Genomic DNA, 16,180 nt, shown 5'->3' on the forward strand with positions numbered 1-16,180 from the left:
CGGTGCCAGTGCGAGGGGTAGCCATACCGGTTATCCCGTTTGCAGTCGCCTGGTTTGACTTAAGTCCTACCGCAAACCTCGGCCGGAGCCGCTTCCCCGCTCAGCTTTCACCTTTGTCCAACCCCGGTCCTCAATTGTCGCACCCTCGCTGTGAACCACTTCAACCTAGGCTGCTCCCGACACCGAAGCGCCGGGAGCAGGTTCGTCACTTCGCGAGCGCTGCCTTTTCGATGACCTCAGCGACCTCCTTCGCATGGACCACGAGCGAGGCATGGCTGCCGGCGACTTCCGTCGTCTGAGCCTTCATCCTGGCTGCGAAGAATTTCTGGGCCTCGGGCGCGATGACTTTGTCCTTCGTGGTGATGACGTAGAACGTCGGCTTGTCGCGCCAGGCCGCAATGCTGACAGGGGCTTCGAACGCAACGTGATTCAACGGAAGCTGCGAGTTGGCCAGGTGCTCGGCGATCTCAGGAGGAAGGTCAGCCGCGACAGCCGACGGAAACACCTTGGGGTCGATGTACAGATTGCCCTTGGCGTCGGGATGGATCGCGTTGCCGCCTTCGGTCGGCGGGCCGGCTTTGGCCAGCGACGCCAGGGATTGACCGACCTCCGGCGCGAAGGCGGAGACATAGACCAGCGCCGAGACCTTGGGATCGTTGCCGGCTTGCGTGATCACCACGCCGCCCCATGAATGGCCGACCAGAACGGTCTTGCCGTCCTGCTTCGCGAGCGCCTCTTTGGTGGCATCGACGTCGGCGACGAGCGAAGTGAGCGGATTTTCCACCAGCGTGACGTTGTAGCCCTTCTTCGTGAGAATATCGGCAACGGGCTGCCAGCTTGTCTGGTCCACGAAAGCGCCGTGCACGAGCACGATGTTGTGGGCTGCTCCCTTGGGCAGCTCAGCGGAATGGGCGGGGCCGACCCATGCTGTTCCGGCCAGGAGTACGGTGGCGGCTGAGAGAAGGATATTTAGCATTGATTGTTCCTGTTGATATGTCGGACGGAATAAGGTCCGGGGGAATGGACAGGCGTTTCCTGCAAGGTCGCGGTTTCTTCCATCTGCCGTTGGCGAAATGGTTGCCGCACATGACGTCGGCCCGCCGCGACATGACCTAGTTCGCGGGCTTTCGGACGGTAGGGATCAATCGTCCGGATGTTGTGTCCGACCGTCCACCGGACTAACTTCGGTGGCATGGACATCCTCGCCCAAGTGCTCGATCGCGTTCGCCTCGGTGGCACGCTGCTCTTCCACTTCGAGCTCGGCCATCCCTGGAATTTGGAGCTGCCGGCGCGCCCCTACGCGTTGTTTCACTATCTCAGCCGAGGCTCGGCGACCCTCAAGCTCGAACAGGGACAGGAAATCCAGATGACCGAGGGCGATTTCGTTGTCATCACACGCGGCGAGCCCCATGTGTTTTATTCGGATCGCCGGGCCAAGCCTTTGCAGATTGTGGACCTCGATCGATCGTCGGCACGTCTGGGCGTCGTTCGTCACGGCGGCCGTGCCAAGCCGCTCTCGACCATGATCTGCGGCAATTTCACGGTGTCGCGGCCCATGTTCGGCAGCGTGCTGGAAATGCTTCCGCCCGTGCTTCTGCTGAAGCCGACGGCGGACGGTGGCTGGTTCGAAGCGATCCTGCGGCGCATGGTGAGCGAGTCCGCGCTCGAGCGTCCCGGCCAGCGCGTCGCGCTCTCACGACTGACGGAAGTGCTGTTTGTCGAGGTGCTCCGAAGCTGGATCGCGTCTCTCAGTCCCGGACAAGGTGGCTGGCTCGGGGCCATATCGGACCCGCATATCGGACCTGCGCTCAAGTTGATCCACGAAAACCCGGAACGGCCCTGGACGCTTAGCGACCTCGGCCACCGCGTGGGGCTCGGCCGCTCGGTATTTTCGGCCCGCTTCACCAAGCTCGTCGGCCAGTCCATGCATCGTTATGTGATCGAACGCCGGATGGCGGAAGCGGCGTTCCTGCTCGAAACCAGCGATGAGCCCATCGCACGGATCGCGAGCCAGGTCGGCTACGAGACAGCGGCGGCGTTTTCAAAACTCTTTCATCGACATCATGGCCTGTCGCCCGGCCGCTACCGGGCCGCTCAACGCCTTGATGGAAGCCAAGGTCAACCGCACGGTTCGGAAGTGCACGGTTCGGAAGTGAAAGTCTCCGATTGAATTTGCGTCAGTTGTTGCCCACTGTGAGCGTCAGGCGTACTGCCAACCTGCAACGCGACCACGCCTCTGCGAACCGCGCCATCCAATGTCCTGATCACGAACGCCGGTTCTGACTTGAGTCCGCTCTCGCAAGATGCGGACTGAGCTGCTTCTCCGCCGCGCTTTCATCTCGCTCTCATCGCCGGGTGCTCAATTGTCGCACCTTCGGTGTGAAGCATCTCACACGCACGCTTGCGTCAATGCTGCGATAGAGTACCTGTTGTGATTGAACGTGGTGAATTTAGTCGATTTGACACACCCGCCATCACATCAGCCTCAAATGAGCTGCACACGCCAGAACGGCATGTTGAAATAGCCTCCAATCGGCCGCTCGGCCGATGAGAGCTATGGAGACACTATGGCTGACAAACACGAACAGAGCATGGTTGGTACGTGGACCAAATCCACGTCGGCTGCGTGTGCGGACAAATATCCCGCCACTCTCACATTCTCGACCGGCACCTACCGCGGCATACGCGGACCAGCGCAGGGCATGGTGTGGTGGGACGCGGGAATCTACCGTCTCGAGGATTCCAACACACTCGTCGTCGGGACGGCGACTGATGAACTTGTGACCTATCGCATTTCACTCAAGGCCGACCGATTTGAGTTTACGGATTCAGAGGGCTGTGTCGTGACCTATCGGCGCGCGTAGGACTGCGCACGCCACAGCTGACCGAGATAACGCGGCTGTACCCGCGAACGAGCCCGATGCTCACGTCGATCGCCTCACCCTTTCAATGAGGAGAACACGACATGTGCAATTGCTCAGAGCATGAATCGAGTGGCAGCCTTTCCAAGATGACCGCGGCATCGGTCGAGCCCGCGATGAAGCCGCAAGTCCCCCTGTCGCGCCAGATCAGCTTCAGCGACGAGGAGTCCGGCGATCAGCCGGCCTCGACCGATCTGCAGCCGTTTCCGCCGTTCAGGCTCTGCAGGCTCGACTTCCGCGAAGGCTGCTACCAGATCAACTTCAGGCCGACCGCGGGCTTCGTGACCTTCGAAGGCACGCTGCGCGTCGATCGCTCGGCACCCGACGGCGGCGCCGACCATCTGATCGTCAGCGGCGATCTCTACTCGCGCCGGCCGGTGATCGGTCCGATCCCGCCGGTGGGGCCCGTGGTGCCGGTGGGCGATGCGGATGGAGACGAAGCGGCGGCGGACTCGGGACTGACGAGCCTGGCCGGTTCGCTCAGTGCGCTCGATGAACCCCTGATTCCGTTTCCGATCCGCAGGCCGCGGATCCCCATCTTCCCCCGCGCGCGCTATCATTCCTATCTTAGGGTGACCAGCGTGTCCGCGCCGGTCGCGGTCCCGCTGCCGAAGAAGTGCGAGCTGACGATTGTCGCCGAGCAGTTCAATTACACGCAGCCGCCGACCGGCCAGTTCAAGGGCACGTTCCCGGCGTCGCCGTCGCGCACCGTGACGATGAAGCTTTCAAAAGTGCCGGCGCCGTTTCCATTCTCCCTGACCGGCGGTCCGTTCTACCAGGGCCGGCTGTTCGAGGGCGGCGTGGACAAGGGCAGCATCACGCTCGCCTGGGTGTCGAAGTTCTTTCGGCGCTGCACGCTGGAAATCGACACGTTGGTCGGAGCCGTGCGGCCCGCGCCGGTGCCTGACGGGGCCGGCGGCACGGAGTTCTTCGACACGGTCTTTGCCAAGACCGGCTGGCAGCTGTCGGTGGTGCAGGACCAGCTCAACGTCCCGGTGCCATCAGGCGTGGTGGCGACCAATTGCTGGAGCTCTGCGGATCTGCACGCGCTGATGACGACCGTGCGCAATCCCGCGACGAATCTGGACACCGAATGGCGCGTGCACATGATCGTGGTGCCGGCCAAGCTCGGCTGCTCGCGCGGCATCATGTACGACCAGATCGGCGTACCCCGCGAAGGCTGCGCCAGCTTCTCCGATGACGGCTATCCCGTCGGGGACTCCTCGAACTTCGGCCTCGCCGCCAACAAGAAGCAGCGCGACGTGCCGCGTGCGTTCCTGCGCAGCGCGACCCACGAGCTGACGCATACGCTGAACCAGATCCACCAGGAGCAGGAGACGGCGGCCGACAACTCGATCATGACCACGACGCCGAGCGTCGCGGACGTGCTCGGCGGTCCCGCGACCGGCGAACCCGGCGTGTTTCCGGACCAGATCAAGCTCGCGCACAACACCAACGTCCGTCATCACCTCAACCACATGCCGGATCCGGTCATTCGTCCGGGCGGATGGCCGTTCGCAAGCTGGTTCCCGACCGGTGCGCCGCAAGCCGCCGACCGGCACGATTTCGAACCTTCCGAGCTGGCGCTGACGGTGACGGCCACGACCGACCGCGTCGCGCTCGGCCAGCCGCTGGATCTGACCTGGACGATGACGAACACGAGCGGCGTGTCGCTGCGCGCGCCGAACGACGTCAGCATCGAGGCCCTGTTCGCATCGATCACCGTCACCGACGGCGAGGGGCGCGAGCGTCCGGTCAGGCCCTTCGTGATCCTGTGCGAGCACGCGAAGCTGGGCGAGCTCGAGCCCGGCAAGAGCGTCACGGCTTCGGCGAAGGTGTTCTGGAGCACCGCGGGCTTCGCCTTCGAGAAGCCGGGCCGCTACCGCGTCGACGTCGCGGTGTCGTGGTCGGCGCAGGGCGTGATGGTGGGCGTGCAGTCGGGCATCGACGTGTTCGTCGACTATCCGACCAGCGCGAGCGACAATCATTCGGCCAATCTCGTGCTGCATCCCGAGGTCGGCAAATGGGTGGCGCTCGGCGGCGATGCGTATCACCTCGGTGAAGCGTGCCGGCGGTTGCAGGCGCTCAGCCAGACTGCAGTGCCGTCGGGCGCGCGCGCCGCAACGGCTGCCGCCGGCGACGATACGACCGCACCGCGCGCGATCGACGGCTTCGCCGACATGCTGCCCGACCGCGCCAAGCTCGCCAGGTTACGTCCCGAACTGTCCGCCGAGGCGGGCGGCCGTACGCCACGCGGACCGGCGCGAGCAGCCGCCCCAGGCCGCAAACGCGCGGCGAAGGCAAAGGGGCGCAAGGGACGAAGGAGGTAGCTCGGTTCGCAAAGGTTGAGTGAAGATTGACGCCATCAGCGACGGCCGCAGCTGCGTCCAAACCGCGAGCCTGCGTGCCGTCGCCGTCAGTATGATTTCGAGCCAAATCGACCGAGACGTTCGGCGCCTAGCGGAGGATTGTTATGGGAAGATTGCGATACGACGACCAACTTCCGTCAAGGGCCCAGATATTCGAGTTTTGGAAGGATCGCATTGCAGGATTGTGCGATGGATTGATTGGAGTGAGCCTTGTTGTTGGGCCTGCAGATTTCATTACGGGTTCAAATACGACGTGAAACGTCCCGACGCTGGCTGGGACGAAATTCTCCGATGCTGGAACCGTATCCCTCTACAGCGCTGTCACGTCGTGGGGCGCTCACTTGGAGGTCGCGACGACGTCTCAAACCTGTTTTTGTTGTGCCGCGAATGTCACGATCGCATGCCGAATACAAACATTCCTGAAATATTCTACGAGTGGGCGCGGGCTCAGAACTGGTCCAGAAGAGAAGACGCCAAAATACTGGATGCGATGGAAGCGTTCAGAGTTGAGGAGGTGATTTTACCCGATTTGGAACAGGTGCTGGACTCGGAAGACTTCAAGGCTTGGTCGGAAGGTAGGAGAGGCCTGCACTGGCCCCAGTCAAACTATGCGTCGATTTCGTCACGTTTGACGCCTGCAACGACATTAGGGCTGGCTATCTATTATCTTCGTACCATCGAGGGCCGTCCATCCAAGCAAGGAAGCAAACGCCGGGCTGGAAGGCGCTCCAAGGCGACTACGGTCAAGCTGTCTTGAAATTTGGCTTGTTTCCTATTATGACTACAGTAGTCATATAGGTGGACCCATGCGCGAAATTCAGCTTCGTGATGCCAAAGCCAATCTCTCGGCGGTCGTTGATGAAGCTGTAGGCGGCAAGCCAGCAGTGATTACTCGGCATGGGAAGAAGCAGGCAGTTGTGTTGAGCTATCAGGAGTGGCGGCGACTGTCGCAGGTTCCGCGCTTCGGGCGCCTGCTGATGGCGACCCCTGCGCAAGCGGAGGATCTGCCGTCGCGCAATCGAGCCAAACTACGCAAGGCCGGTCTCTGACACCATGTATCTCGTCGACACCAATGTGCTGTCGGCGGCCTCGCCGAACCGACCGGCGCCTCCGGCGCTGGTTGAATGGATGGATAGGCAATCTGCTTCCTTGTTTCTGTCCGTCGTGACGATTGCGGAGGTCGAGGACGGGATAGCCAAGCTGCGACGTGAAAAGGCCACGCGCAGGGGCAGAGACCTTGCTCAATGGTTGGAGACCGTGCTGCATCTCTACGGGGATCGCGTTTTGGGGCTCGATACGCCGACGGCGCGGATCGCGGGGCAACTTTCAGACAGGGCACGCGGGCGAGGGCATGCGCCTGGACTTGCCGATATCATCATTGCCGCCACCGCCCGCCAGCACGGACTGACGATCCTGTCGCGCAACGCCAGGCACTTTGCGCCTCTGGGCGTATCCGTGCTCGACCCTTTTAGAGACTTGCCGCGGTCCTGATCTGCGCGCAGGTGCCCAGCACAAACGCTGGATGTCTGCCGTTTCATCTGATGCTACGACATCGACCCCGCCTGTCCGGAGCCAGTGTTCATGTCTACCGTCGTTGCCAATCCGCCCGCGACCGCCACCGAGACCGATCCCGAAGCGCTCGGCTGGATGAAGGGCTTCCCGCCATCTCCCGACCGCACCATCACCTTCCAGAACGGCTCGTTCCGCAATTTCCCCGAGTTGCGTTGGGCCTGGAGCAACGTTCGCCAGCTGGTGCCGACCGTGAATGTCTGGCGCGGGGCAGGGCCTGCGTCCGTGTTGCCGCGGGAAGACCACGACATCGGCGCGGTCGCCTCGACCACCATGGACGGCCGGCCCATGACGTTCGCGAAAATGCTGGAGGAGACTTATGCCGACGGCATCGCCGTTCTGCATCGGGGCAAGCTGATCTATGAGCGCTACTTCGGCGCGCTGAAGCCGCACAAGCCGCATATCGCGATGTCGGTGACGAAATCCTTCACCGGCGTGCTGGCCGGAATTTTGATCACCGAGGGCAAGATCGATCCGCAGGCACAGGTCACGGATTATGTGCCGGAGCTGAAGGCCAGCGCGTTCGGCGATGCGCGCGTGCACGAGGTCATGGATATGACCACGGGGCTCGAATACACCGAACTCTATACCGACAAGAACTCCCACGTGTGGGGCTTGCGGCGTGCCAACGGCATGGCACCGATTCCGCGTGATTATGACGGCCCGACCAATATTTTCGATTTCCTCGTCGCGCAGAAGAAGCAGGGCGAGCACGGCAAGGCCTTTGCCTACAAGACCGTCAACACCGACGTGCTGGCCTGGATCTGCCGGCGCGCCAGCGGCATGACATTGTCCGATCTTCTCTCCGAGCGCATCTGGACGCCGATGGGTGCGGAGGAGGACGCGCATTATCACGTCGATCGCATCGGCACCGAGAGCGGCGGTGGCGGCCTATCCACCAGCTTGCGCGATCTCGCCCGCTTCGGCGAGACCATGCGCAATCATGGCCGCTTCAACGGCCGCCAGATCGTCCCGTCACAGGTGGTCGAGGACATCGCGCGCGGCGGCGACCCCGAAAAATTCAAGCCGGCCGGCTACACCACGCTGCCCGGCGCGTCGTACCGCAACCAATGGTGGGTTACGCACAACACCCACGGCGCCTATATGGCGCGCGGCGTTCACGGCCAGGGCATCTACGTCGATCCCAAGGCCGAGATGGTGATCGCGCGCTACGCATCGCACCCCGTAGCGGGCAACGCCGCCAACGACCCTGTGACGCTGCCGGCCTATATGGCGCTGGCGAAGGAGCTGATGGCCGGAGGATAGGACGTGGCGGGGGCTGATGGCGTAGGGTGGATGAGCCGAAGGCGCAATCCACCACCTTTCATCGAGCCGCGTTGAAGATGGCGGATTACGCTTCGCTAATCCGTCCTGCGAGGCCGGCGAATTCGCGACATCTTCCCAAACCGCAAGATCGGTCGAGCAAATTATCGCCGTCAGCGGCTATCTGGAGCCGCCACGGAGGAGGGACGATGAAGGCGGCGCTGCAAAACTATCAGGACCGGATGCGGCGGGTGCTGGACCATATCGACCGGCATCTCGACAGCGATCTGGACCTGGAAACGCTGAGCAGCGTTGCGGCCTTCTCGAAATTTCATTTCCACCGGCAGTTCACGGCGACCTTCGGGTTGTCAGTGCATCGCTATGTTCAGCTGGCCCGTATGAAGCGTGCTTCCTACCTGCTGGCCTACAGTGACGCCCTTGGTGTCACCGACATCGCGATGGACGCCGGTTACGACGCACCGGATGCCTTTGCCCGCGCCTTTCGGCAACGGTTCGGGCAATCGCCGTCGTCGTTCCGCAATTCTCCCGACTGGGAGCCGTGGCTTGTGGCCTTCGGGCCTCTCGACAACGCGAGGAGCAAGCTCATGAAGACTTTTACCACTGACGACGTGACGATACGCGACGTGCCCTCCACGAAGGTCGCGATCATGGAGCATCGGGGCGACCCGGCGACGCTCGGCGACACCATCCGGCGGTTCATCGCGTGGCGAAAGAAAGCTGGCCTGCACCCCAGGACTAGTCCGACCTTCAATGTCTGGCGGTCCGAACGGCGTCCTTCCTCGCCCGCCGCTTACAGCACGGACCTCTGTGTCGGGACCGACCAGCCGATCGAGGCGAATGGCGAAGAGATCAAGGCCGGCGAGATCCCTGGCGGACGCTGCGCGGTGCTGCGGGTCGTCGGCTACACCGACAATCTGGAGCCCGCCGCACTCTATCTCTATCGCGACTGGCTTCCGGCCAGCGGCGAGGAAGCACGCGACTTCCCGATCTATTGCCAGCGGCTGAGCTTCTTCCCGGAGGTGCCGGAGCATGAGACGGTTGTGGACGTGTTTCTGCCGTTGAAATAGCGCCCTCCGACGGCGGACGAACTGGCATCAATCAATATCGCGCGCTCACACCGCGGCACGGTCTCATTAATATAAGAGTTGACTTATATTAGTGAGGGCCGATACTCGCCATTGCGCGAAACGATACGGAGGGATGCAATGGAAATCGACGTCGCCATGGTCTTGGGGCTTGTCACGCGTTCGGTGAAGAATTTCGAGAAGGATGGAAAAGCAGCCAGCACGGTGACGCTGACGCGGCTTTACGAGACCAGCGTCGACGATCTCTGGGATGCAGTGACCAGCCGGCAACGCATTCCGCGCTGGTTCTTGCCGATCGAGGGAGACCTCCAGCCGGGCGGAAGGTACCAGCTGAAGGGGAACGCGGGCGGCACCATCACGGCATGTACGCCGCCGACACATTTTGCCGCGACGTGGGAATTCGGCGGCGGGATGAGCTGGATCGACGTCAAGCTGGCAGCAGAACGAGCTCAGGCGCGTCTGACGCTGGAGCACACCGCAATTATCGAGGACCATTGGAATCAGTTCGGTCCTGGTGCGGTGGGTATCGGTTGGGATCTCGCCATCGCGGGATTGGAGCGATATGTTGCGACCGGCGCATCGGTCGACCACGAGGCGGCCGAGGCTTGGATGGGCTCTCCTGCCGGCAAGGAATTCATGACGACAAGCGGTGAATATTGGTGCGCGGCGCATGTCGCGAGCGGGGTCGATCCTGACACGGCGAAGCAGCGTTCCGACCGCACCATCGCCTTCTACCGCGGCGAGATGCCGCCTGACGTCGCACATCCGGGCACGGGAAGCTGATGCACGTCTTCGAGGTCCTCGCCGATCCCGTGCGCCGTCGCATCCTCGAGCTGCTTGCCCCGGGGGAGATGGCGTCCGGTGAGGTCGTTGAAGTGATCGGGGCCGAGTTCGGGATCACGCAGGCGGCCGTGTCGCAGCATCTCAAGGTGCTGCGCGAGAGCGGCTTTGCGACGGTTCGGGCGGAGGCGCAAAGACGACTCTATTCGGTGGACGTTGCGGGGCTTCGGTCGGTGGATGCGTGGATCGGTCAGTTCAGGAATTTCTGGGAGCCGAAGCTGGACGCGCTGGCGACGGAGATCGCGCGCGGCAAACGCGAGCGCCGTCACGCGCCGATGACCAAACGGAGCGGGAAGAGAGCCTGAGCTTCATCCTACGCGCTGGCGGTCCGAACGGCGTCCTTCCTCGCCCGCCGCTTACAGCACGGATCTCTGTGTCGGGACCGACCAGCCGATCGAGGCGAACGACGAAGAGATCAAGGCCGGCGGGCTCCCTGGCGGACGCTGCGCGGTGCTGCGGCTCGTCGGCTACACTGACAATCTGGAGCCCGCCGCGCTCTACCTTTATCGCGACTGGCTTCGCCGAACACGGTCCTACGAATCCCGTGCCGTCTCGCGCATGCCGGTGAAAAACTCCACCAGACTGAGCGGTGCGCGTTCGCCGAGGCACAGCTCCAGGATCCCATGCGCGCCCATCGCGGCTGATCCGCTGCGGGAGAACATCGCGTTTTCGTAAGTCGCAAGCGCAGCTTCAATGCCGTCGGGACGGGCAGCGATGGCCTCGCCGAGCTCGGCGCCGTCGAGCATGGCGAGGTTCGCACCGTCGCCGGCGGGTGGCATCAGATGCGCGGCATCGCCGAGCAGCGTCACGCCGGCCACGCGGTTCCAGCGGTGGTCGTTCGGCAGGGCGTGGATCATGCGCAGCACCGGCTCCGTGTCGGCGTCGATGATCAACGCGGTGAGGGCCGGCACCCAGCCGTCGAACTCAGCTGCGATGCGAGCCGTCGTGGCCGGGACGTCGGTGAAGTCGATGGCGGCGATCCATTCCGCGGGCCGGTTCAGCGCGATGTAGGCGTGCAGCGTGCACCCGGGCTCGCGATGCGCAAAGATGCCTTTGCCGGGCGCGACCGCGAACAGTCCGCCGCCACCGACCGCTTTGGCCGTAGCCAGGTGCCGCGCGTCAGCATCGTGGAGATAGCTCTCGATGAACGAGGTGCCGACATAGCCGGGTACAGCATTCGACAGCAGCGGCCGCACCTTCGACCACGCGCCATCCGCGCCTACGAGCAATTCAGTGCTCACGCTGGAGCCGTCATCGAATGTCAGCTCATGCCGCCCGGCGCCGCGCGCGACGACGTCGGTGAGCTTCTTCCCCCATCGGATCGTCTCAGCGGGCAGGGAGTCCAGCAACATGCGACGCAGGGCGCCCCGATGCACCTCGGGCCGTCCGCCTGTGCCGTCGTCGGGTTCGTCGAGCAGCACCTTGCCGTGCTGGTCGAGTACGCGCGAGGCCTGGCCGCCCGCGTGGATCAGCCCCAAAAATTCGTCGAACAGGCCCGCTGCCTTGACAGCGAGTTGTCCGCTGTCGTCGTGGATGTCGAGCATCCCGCCTTGCGTCCGCGCCATCGCAGAGGCCTCGGCCTCGTAGACCGTGACGGGAATGCCATGCAGGTGGAGGACGCGGGCGAGGGTGAGGCCGCCGAGGCCTGCACCGACAATCGTGACCGGTGTCGTCATCGAGGACCTTTACCAAGGTTTATGGAACGTCGTTCCAAAATATTGGAACGCCGTTCCAGTCATGTCAAGATGGCGTCCATGGCGAGGAAGGCTCATCGGATCGAACGGCGCACCGACGCGCTCTCAAGGCAGCGGATCATCGCTGCCGCGATTGAGATCCTCGATACCGGCGGCGAGGGCGCGTTGACCGTTCGTGCGCTCGCAGCGCATCTCGCGACCGGCAGCGGCGCGATCTACTGGCACGTCGCCGACAAGAGCGAGCTGCTCGCCGCGGCGACCGACGAGGTCATCGCCCGTGTCATGAATGAGATGGCCGGCGGCGCCAAGCCGCACGAGGCGATCCGCGCGGTGGCCCTCGGCGTGTTCGACGCGATCGACGCCCATCCCTGGGTCGGCGCACAGCTCTTCCGCGAGCCATGGCGGCCCGCGACTCTGGAGATCATCGAGAGCGTCGGCGGTCGGCTCCAGGCGCTCGGCGTGCCCCAAGCTGCGCTATTCGACTCCGCGTCAGCGCTCGTGCACTACATTCTCGGCGTCGCCGGACAGAATGCTGCGAACGCCCGTGTTCACGCAGCCGGCACCGATCGATCGGCCTTCCTGGCATCCGTCGCGGCGCGGTGGGCAGGGCTAGATCCCGCAAAATATCCGTTCGTGCGGCAGATGGCGGCGCAGCTGCGCGACCACGACGACCGCGCGCAGTTTCTCGCCGGTGTCGATCTGATCCTAGCCGGCATCGGCACGGTTCGATAGGCGAGTAGCGCGTATGGCGGATTGCGCTTCGCTAATGCGCCCTACGGAGCCTACGAGCCCCGCGACATCTTCTCATACTTCTTCACCAGCCGTTCGCGCTTCAGCCGCGACAGCCGCTGAATCCAGAACATGCCGTCGAGCTGGTCGATCTCGTGCTGGTGGCAGACGGCGCGCAAGGCTTCGGACTCTTCGATCTGCATGTTGCCGTCGAGATCCTGATAGCTGATCCGCACGCGCGCATGGCGCTGCACCTCGTCGTTGACCCCCGGCATCGAGACGCTGCCTTCCTTGTGCAGGATCATCTCGGGCGAAGCCCACGCGATTTGCGGATTGACGTAGGTCTGCGGGCCGCTCTTCGGGGCGAGCTCGAGCACGACGACGCGCAAGGGTACGCCGATATGCGGCGCCGTGATGCCGATGCCGGGCGCGGCGCGCATCGTTTCCAGCAGGTCCGCTGCGAGCTCGCGGAGCTCTGTGTCGAATGCGATGACGGGGCGGGCCGGAAGCGAGAGCCGGCGGTCGGGATAGCGGAGGATGGGGCGAACGGTCATGGTTTGATCGGCAAGTGTGAGGACATCCTATGCGGGATTGCGGGCGATTTCGGCGTGGCCCGGCGTGCGTCATACGGGCGACTTGACAAAACCAGAGGTTGTCTTGATCGTGAAGCTTTCAGTTCGTAACAGCGAATACTCTTTTTGCGTGCCTGGGTCATTTCGAGGGAAGCATGAGCATCGTCGATTCGACTGGCAAGGAAGAACACCTGTCGTCGTCACCGGATATCCCAAGTAAGTACTTCTTGGCGATTTGCTGCGTGATTGGACCCTTGTTGTTGGGCTATTTGGCGCCCAATCGAGTTGCTGACGTGCTCATGCCGCTGGCCGACAAATCCGTCGTCGGCTTTGTCCTGCCGAACCCTGACGCCGATTCCGCTGCAAAAATCCAGAAGCTGAAGAATACCCTTGCTGCGAAGCAAAAGACGTTGGGTGAGAAGCAGGCTGCGCTGGAGAAACTGGACCCTTCGGTAGCTCCGCCCGAGAAGCTTAATGACGCGAAAGCGGCAGTCGAAAACGCGCAGACGGCAGAAGCGGCAGCCAAAGCCGACGTCGAGAAGGCGGAAGGGAGTAGGGACGCCGATCGGACGATTGTTCAGTCCAAGCAAATTGCCGACACTCTGACGGCCCGATACAATTATGCTGCGACGAGCGGTGTGCTCTATCTCGTAAGTGCGGCGACCTTGCTCCTGGGGGGGACGATCGTTTTTCGCCGCAGCAGGATGTTGTTCTTTGTGGGTCTTGCGCTGTCTCTCATTCTTGCAGGGCTGGTTACGAAAGTTCCAACGGCTTATGCCAACGCAGGTCAGACGTTCCTCAAGGTCTTGCTGGACCAGGCCGATCAGAACGCTCTTGTCTTCAAACCGCTGTTCCATGCGTACAAGGATGCCTCCTTCAAGATCAGCGACGCGATCAAGCTGGTCATTGACATCAACACATTTGTCGGACTTCTCGCAGTCGGTGTCGCCCTGCTGGCGTTTGCAGTACTTTCCGGTCCTGAGGATAAACCCTCACTCGCAAGTCTTGAGGAACGAAAGGCAAATCTTCAGCGGATGATCGCACTCAGTTCAGCGATCTTGGTGGTTGCGACGTTCGCGAGCAAGGTGGTGCTGGATTGGCCGCTCGGTCTGATCGTTCCGTCGCAGGCTGAAGCTCTAAGGCCCCTCACAAGCGCTCTCACTAGTCACCTGGGCATGACGGGAACAATAGCCTTGTTCGCGGCGGCAGCACCTGCGTTGGTTGGCTGGTACCAAGATGTGAAGCGCTATCGACTGGACCCGGCAAACATGTCTGCCGGCCAAAGGCAGGATGCGGACAAGCTCGAGTTTGGAATTCCCGCTGCGGTGACGAGTATCATCGCTATTCTGGGGCCGGCCTTGACCTCACCGGTCTTCACCACATTCAAGGGGATCGTCGAGATGGTTGCGGGCGGCAAGGGCGGCGCTTGAAGCGCGCGCCCCGATGCGCTGTTGCGGGACATCGGGCGCGCCTGCATAGGATCTCGTCTGTCAGAGTAGCGGGACGTCCGAATGGTCATGCAGGCTCCTACCACTCACGGATGGTTGAAGCATCCCGTTCTTGACTGCCTACCGACTGGAAGGTAGCTAATCGCCATGACCAACGTTTCCTCGACGGCCGACGACATCCTGGCCTGCGCGCGTACCCTAATCATCGCGGGCGGCTATAACGGCTTCAGCTACGCCGACGTGGCCGATGTCGTGGGAATCCGCAAGCCGAGCATCCACCACCATTTCGCCAGCAAGGTCGATCTGGTCCGCACCCTCGTGTCGCGCTATCGCGCGGAAGCCGAGGCGGGACTGTCCGCGCTCGAACGCAATGTCGCGGACCCGCGCGACCAGCTCAAAAGCTATGTCCGGTATTGGGAGGCGTGCATCAATGATGCGACGGCGCCTTTCTGCGTGTGTGCGCTGCTTGCCTGCGAGCTACCGATCCTGCCGGAGGAGGTGGCGCTTGAAGTCCGCGCGCATTTCCGTTCGCTGGCGTCGTGGCTGACCTCGGTGATGGAGCGTGGCAAGCGGAAGGGGCAGCTGCATCTTTCCAGCGCAGCCAAGATCGAGGCTGAAGGCTTCATGGCGACCGTTCACGGCGCGATGCTGTCGGCGCGTGCCTATGGCGATCCGAAGATGTTCGGTGTGATCACCGGGCCACTGCTGGATCGGTTGTCCGCCAGGCACTGAAACATTTCGACGAGACGACAACGACACGCCCGGCACGCTGAGGGCGGACGCGATTTGTTGCGTGTGAAAACTACCAACTAGTAGGTAAAGGAGAGTGAAGTGACGCATCATCATTTGGATCTCGTTCGGGCCGACCGCGAGCAATGGCTGAAGTTCTACTACTTCATCCGGGCGGCGTTCTCCGTCGCCTGGGTCGTTGCTGCGTTTGCCGTCGGGCCGTCATCTGCGGCGATCGCCGGCGCCTTGCTCGTGCTCTATCCGGCATGGGATGCGGCGGCCAACTTCGTCGACGCGTTACGCAGCGGCGGGCTCGCTCAAAATCGTACGCAGGCGCTGAACGTTCTGGTCAGCCTGGTGACCACTGTCGCGGTCCTCGTCGCCTTGCAGATGAGCATGAACCGGGTGCTTGGGGTCTTCGGGGCCTGGGCGATCCTGTCCGGATTGCTCCAGCTGGGAACCGCGATCCGTCGCTGGAGAAGTTTCGGCGTGCAGTGGGCCATGGTGCTCAGCGGCGGCCAGTCGGCTCTGGCCGGCGGCTTCTTCATCTTTCAGGCGACGACGCCGATGTCTCCGACGATCGCGAATGTCGCGGGCTACGCTGCAGTCGGCGCGATCTACTTCCTGGTCTCGGCGGTATGGCTGACCGTCAGCGACTGGCGTCAGCGCGCCAGGCGGGCCCAATCGGGGGCGTGAGCGTTGCTGCCCATGCCTGGCACCGAAGGATGACGGGGGGATGTCGTCATTGCGAGGCGCAAAGCGACGAAGCAATCCAGGCTGTCTCCAAGGGCAACACCCACATGATGATGGACCGCAACTCCGACGACATCGCCAGGCTCGTGGGCGACTGGAGCGACAAGCAGGGGCTGTCGAACTAGGGAGCGCCGACGAACATGTAGCGACCCATTATGGGGGCGAAGCTGGCCGCCGCGCGTCGGTA

Annotated in this window: 18 protein-coding genes and 2 pseudogenes; 17 read left to right on the plus strand and 3 right to left on the minus strand. The window is 62.9% G+C overall.

Annotated elements, in window-relative coordinates:
• Positions 1-205 precede the first annotated feature (205 nt).
• The gene (locus ACKWRH_RS18505; protein ID WP_445221753.1) at positions 206-976 is read right to left on the minus strand and encodes an alpha/beta hydrolase; all 771 of its coding nucleotides are present in this window, start codon (positions 974-976) and stop codon (positions 206-208) included.
• A 216-nt stretch (positions 977-1,192) separates the two neighbouring features.
• On the opposite strand from ACKWRH_RS18505, the gene ACKWRH_RS18510 reads away from it, so the two are divergent.
• The 12 genes and pseudogenes from ACKWRH_RS18510 to ACKWRH_RS18565 form a co-directional block, all read left to right on the plus strand.
• Positions 1,193-2,170 carry a cupin domain-containing protein gene (locus ACKWRH_RS18510; protein WP_445221754.1) on the plus strand — a complete coding sequence of 326 codons (978 nt, stop codon included), beginning with the start codon at positions 1,193-1,195 and terminating at the stop codon, positions 2,168-2,170.
• 397 nt (positions 2,171-2,567) lie between these two features.
• Positions 2,568-2,864 carry a hypothetical protein gene (locus tag ACKWRH_RS18515; RefSeq protein WP_445221755.1) on the plus strand — a complete coding sequence of 99 codons (297 nt, stop codon included), beginning with the start codon at positions 2,568-2,570 and terminating at the stop codon, positions 2,862-2,864.
• 101 nt (positions 2,865-2,965) lie between these two features.
• Positions 2,966-5,251, plus strand: a complete 2,286-nt coding sequence (locus ACKWRH_RS18520; RefSeq protein ID WP_445221756.1) for a hypothetical protein — start codon at positions 2,966-2,968, stop codon at positions 5,249-5,251.
• Positions 5,252-5,342: 91 nt separating this feature from the next.
• A pseudogene (locus ACKWRH_RS18525) lies at positions 5,343-5,678 on the plus strand (hypothetical protein); the annotation flags it as partial.
• A gap of 12 nt (positions 5,679-5,690) precedes the next feature.
• A complete protein-coding gene (locus ACKWRH_RS18530; RefSeq protein WP_445222652.1) occupies positions 5,691-6,047 on the plus strand; it encodes a hypothetical protein in 357 nt (118 codons plus the stop codon).
• A gap of 49 nt (positions 6,048-6,096) precedes the next feature.
• Complete coding sequence (locus ACKWRH_RS18535) at positions 6,097-6,339, plus strand: type II toxin-antitoxin system Phd/YefM family antitoxin (protein ID WP_445221757.1); 243 nt, start codon at positions 6,097-6,099, stop codon at positions 6,337-6,339.
• 4 nt (positions 6,340-6,343) lie between these two features.
• Positions 6,344-6,781 carry a type II toxin-antitoxin system VapC family toxin gene (locus tag ACKWRH_RS18540; RefSeq protein WP_445221758.1) on the plus strand — a complete coding sequence of 146 codons (438 nt, stop codon included), beginning with the start codon at positions 6,344-6,346 and terminating at the stop codon, positions 6,779-6,781.
• Between the two features lie 90 nt (positions 6,782-6,871).
• Complete coding sequence (locus ACKWRH_RS18545) at positions 6,872-8,125, plus strand: serine hydrolase domain-containing protein (RefSeq protein ID WP_445221759.1); 1,254 nt, start codon at positions 6,872-6,874, stop codon at positions 8,123-8,125.
• Between the two features lie 206 nt (positions 8,126-8,331).
• On the plus strand, positions 8,332-9,210 hold the full coding sequence (locus ACKWRH_RS18550) for an AraC family transcriptional regulator (RefSeq protein WP_445221760.1): 879 nt from the start codon (positions 8,332-8,334) through the stop codon (positions 9,208-9,210).
• A gap of 138 nt (positions 9,211-9,348) precedes the next feature.
• A complete protein-coding gene (locus ACKWRH_RS18555; RefSeq protein WP_445221761.1) occupies positions 9,349-10,011 on the plus strand; it encodes an SRPBCC family protein in 663 nt (220 codons plus the stop codon).
• Positions 10,011-10,373: an ArsR/SmtB family transcription factor gene (locus tag ACKWRH_RS18560; protein WP_014495892.1), complete on the plus strand. Its 363-nt coding sequence runs from the start codon at positions 10,011-10,013 to the stop codon at positions 10,371-10,373. Before ACKWRH_RS18555 ends, ACKWRH_RS18560 begins: the two co-directional genes overlap by 1 nt.
• Before the next feature lie 7 nt (positions 10,374-10,380).
• Positions 10,381-10,587, plus strand: a pseudogene (locus ACKWRH_RS18565) (GyrI-like domain-containing protein); the annotation flags it as partial.
• A 14-nt stretch (positions 10,588-10,601) separates the two neighbouring features.
• Here the strand turns inward: ACKWRH_RS18565 and ACKWRH_RS18570 are convergent.
• Positions 10,602-11,744 (minus strand): FAD-dependent oxidoreductase, encoded by a 1,143-nt coding sequence (locus ACKWRH_RS18570; RefSeq protein WP_445221762.1) that lies wholly within the window; start codon positions 11,742-11,744, stop codon positions 10,602-10,604.
• A 78-nt stretch (positions 11,745-11,822) separates the two neighbouring features.
• On the opposite strand from ACKWRH_RS18570, the gene ACKWRH_RS18575 reads away from it, so the two are divergent.
• Positions 11,823-12,494, plus strand: coding sequence for a TetR/AcrR family transcriptional regulator (locus ACKWRH_RS18575; protein WP_445221763.1), 672 nt, complete (start codon positions 11,823-11,825; stop codon positions 12,492-12,494).
• Between the two features lie 50 nt (positions 12,495-12,544).
• Here the strand turns inward: ACKWRH_RS18575 and ACKWRH_RS18580 are convergent, their stop codons facing one another.
• Positions 12,545-13,045: a peptide deformylase gene (locus ACKWRH_RS18580; RefSeq protein ID WP_445221764.1), complete on the minus strand. Its 501-nt coding sequence runs from the start codon at positions 13,043-13,045 to the stop codon at positions 12,545-12,547.
• Between the two features lie 173 nt (positions 13,046-13,218).
• Between ACKWRH_RS18580 and ACKWRH_RS18585 the strand changes: the two genes are divergently transcribed.
• The 4 genes from ACKWRH_RS18585 to ACKWRH_RS18600 all read left to right on the plus strand — a co-directional run bounded on the left by ACKWRH_RS18585 (position 13,219) and on the right by ACKWRH_RS18600 (position 16,118).
• Positions 13,219-14,493, plus strand: a complete 1,275-nt coding sequence (locus ACKWRH_RS18585) for a hypothetical protein (protein ID WP_445221765.1) — start codon at positions 13,219-13,221, stop codon at positions 14,491-14,493.
• 165 nt (positions 14,494-14,658) lie between these two features.
• The gene (locus tag ACKWRH_RS18590) at positions 14,659-15,243 is read left to right on the plus strand and encodes a TetR/AcrR family transcriptional regulator (protein WP_445221766.1); all 585 of its coding nucleotides are present in this window, start codon (positions 14,659-14,661) and stop codon (positions 15,241-15,243) included.
• 99 nt (positions 15,244-15,342) lie between these two features.
• Entirely contained in the window at positions 15,343-15,936 is a 594-nt protein-coding gene (locus ACKWRH_RS18595) for a DUF308 domain-containing protein (RefSeq protein ID WP_445221767.1), read from the plus strand.
• A 29-nt stretch (positions 15,937-15,965) separates the two neighbouring features.
• Positions 15,966-16,118 carry a hypothetical protein gene (locus ACKWRH_RS18600; protein ID WP_445221768.1) on the plus strand — a complete coding sequence of 51 codons (153 nt, stop codon included), beginning with the start codon at positions 15,966-15,968 and terminating at the stop codon, positions 16,116-16,118.
• Positions 16,119-16,180: the final 62 nt, after the last annotated feature.

The sequence above is a fragment of the Bradyrhizobium sp. Pa8 genome, assembly GCF_052588265.1.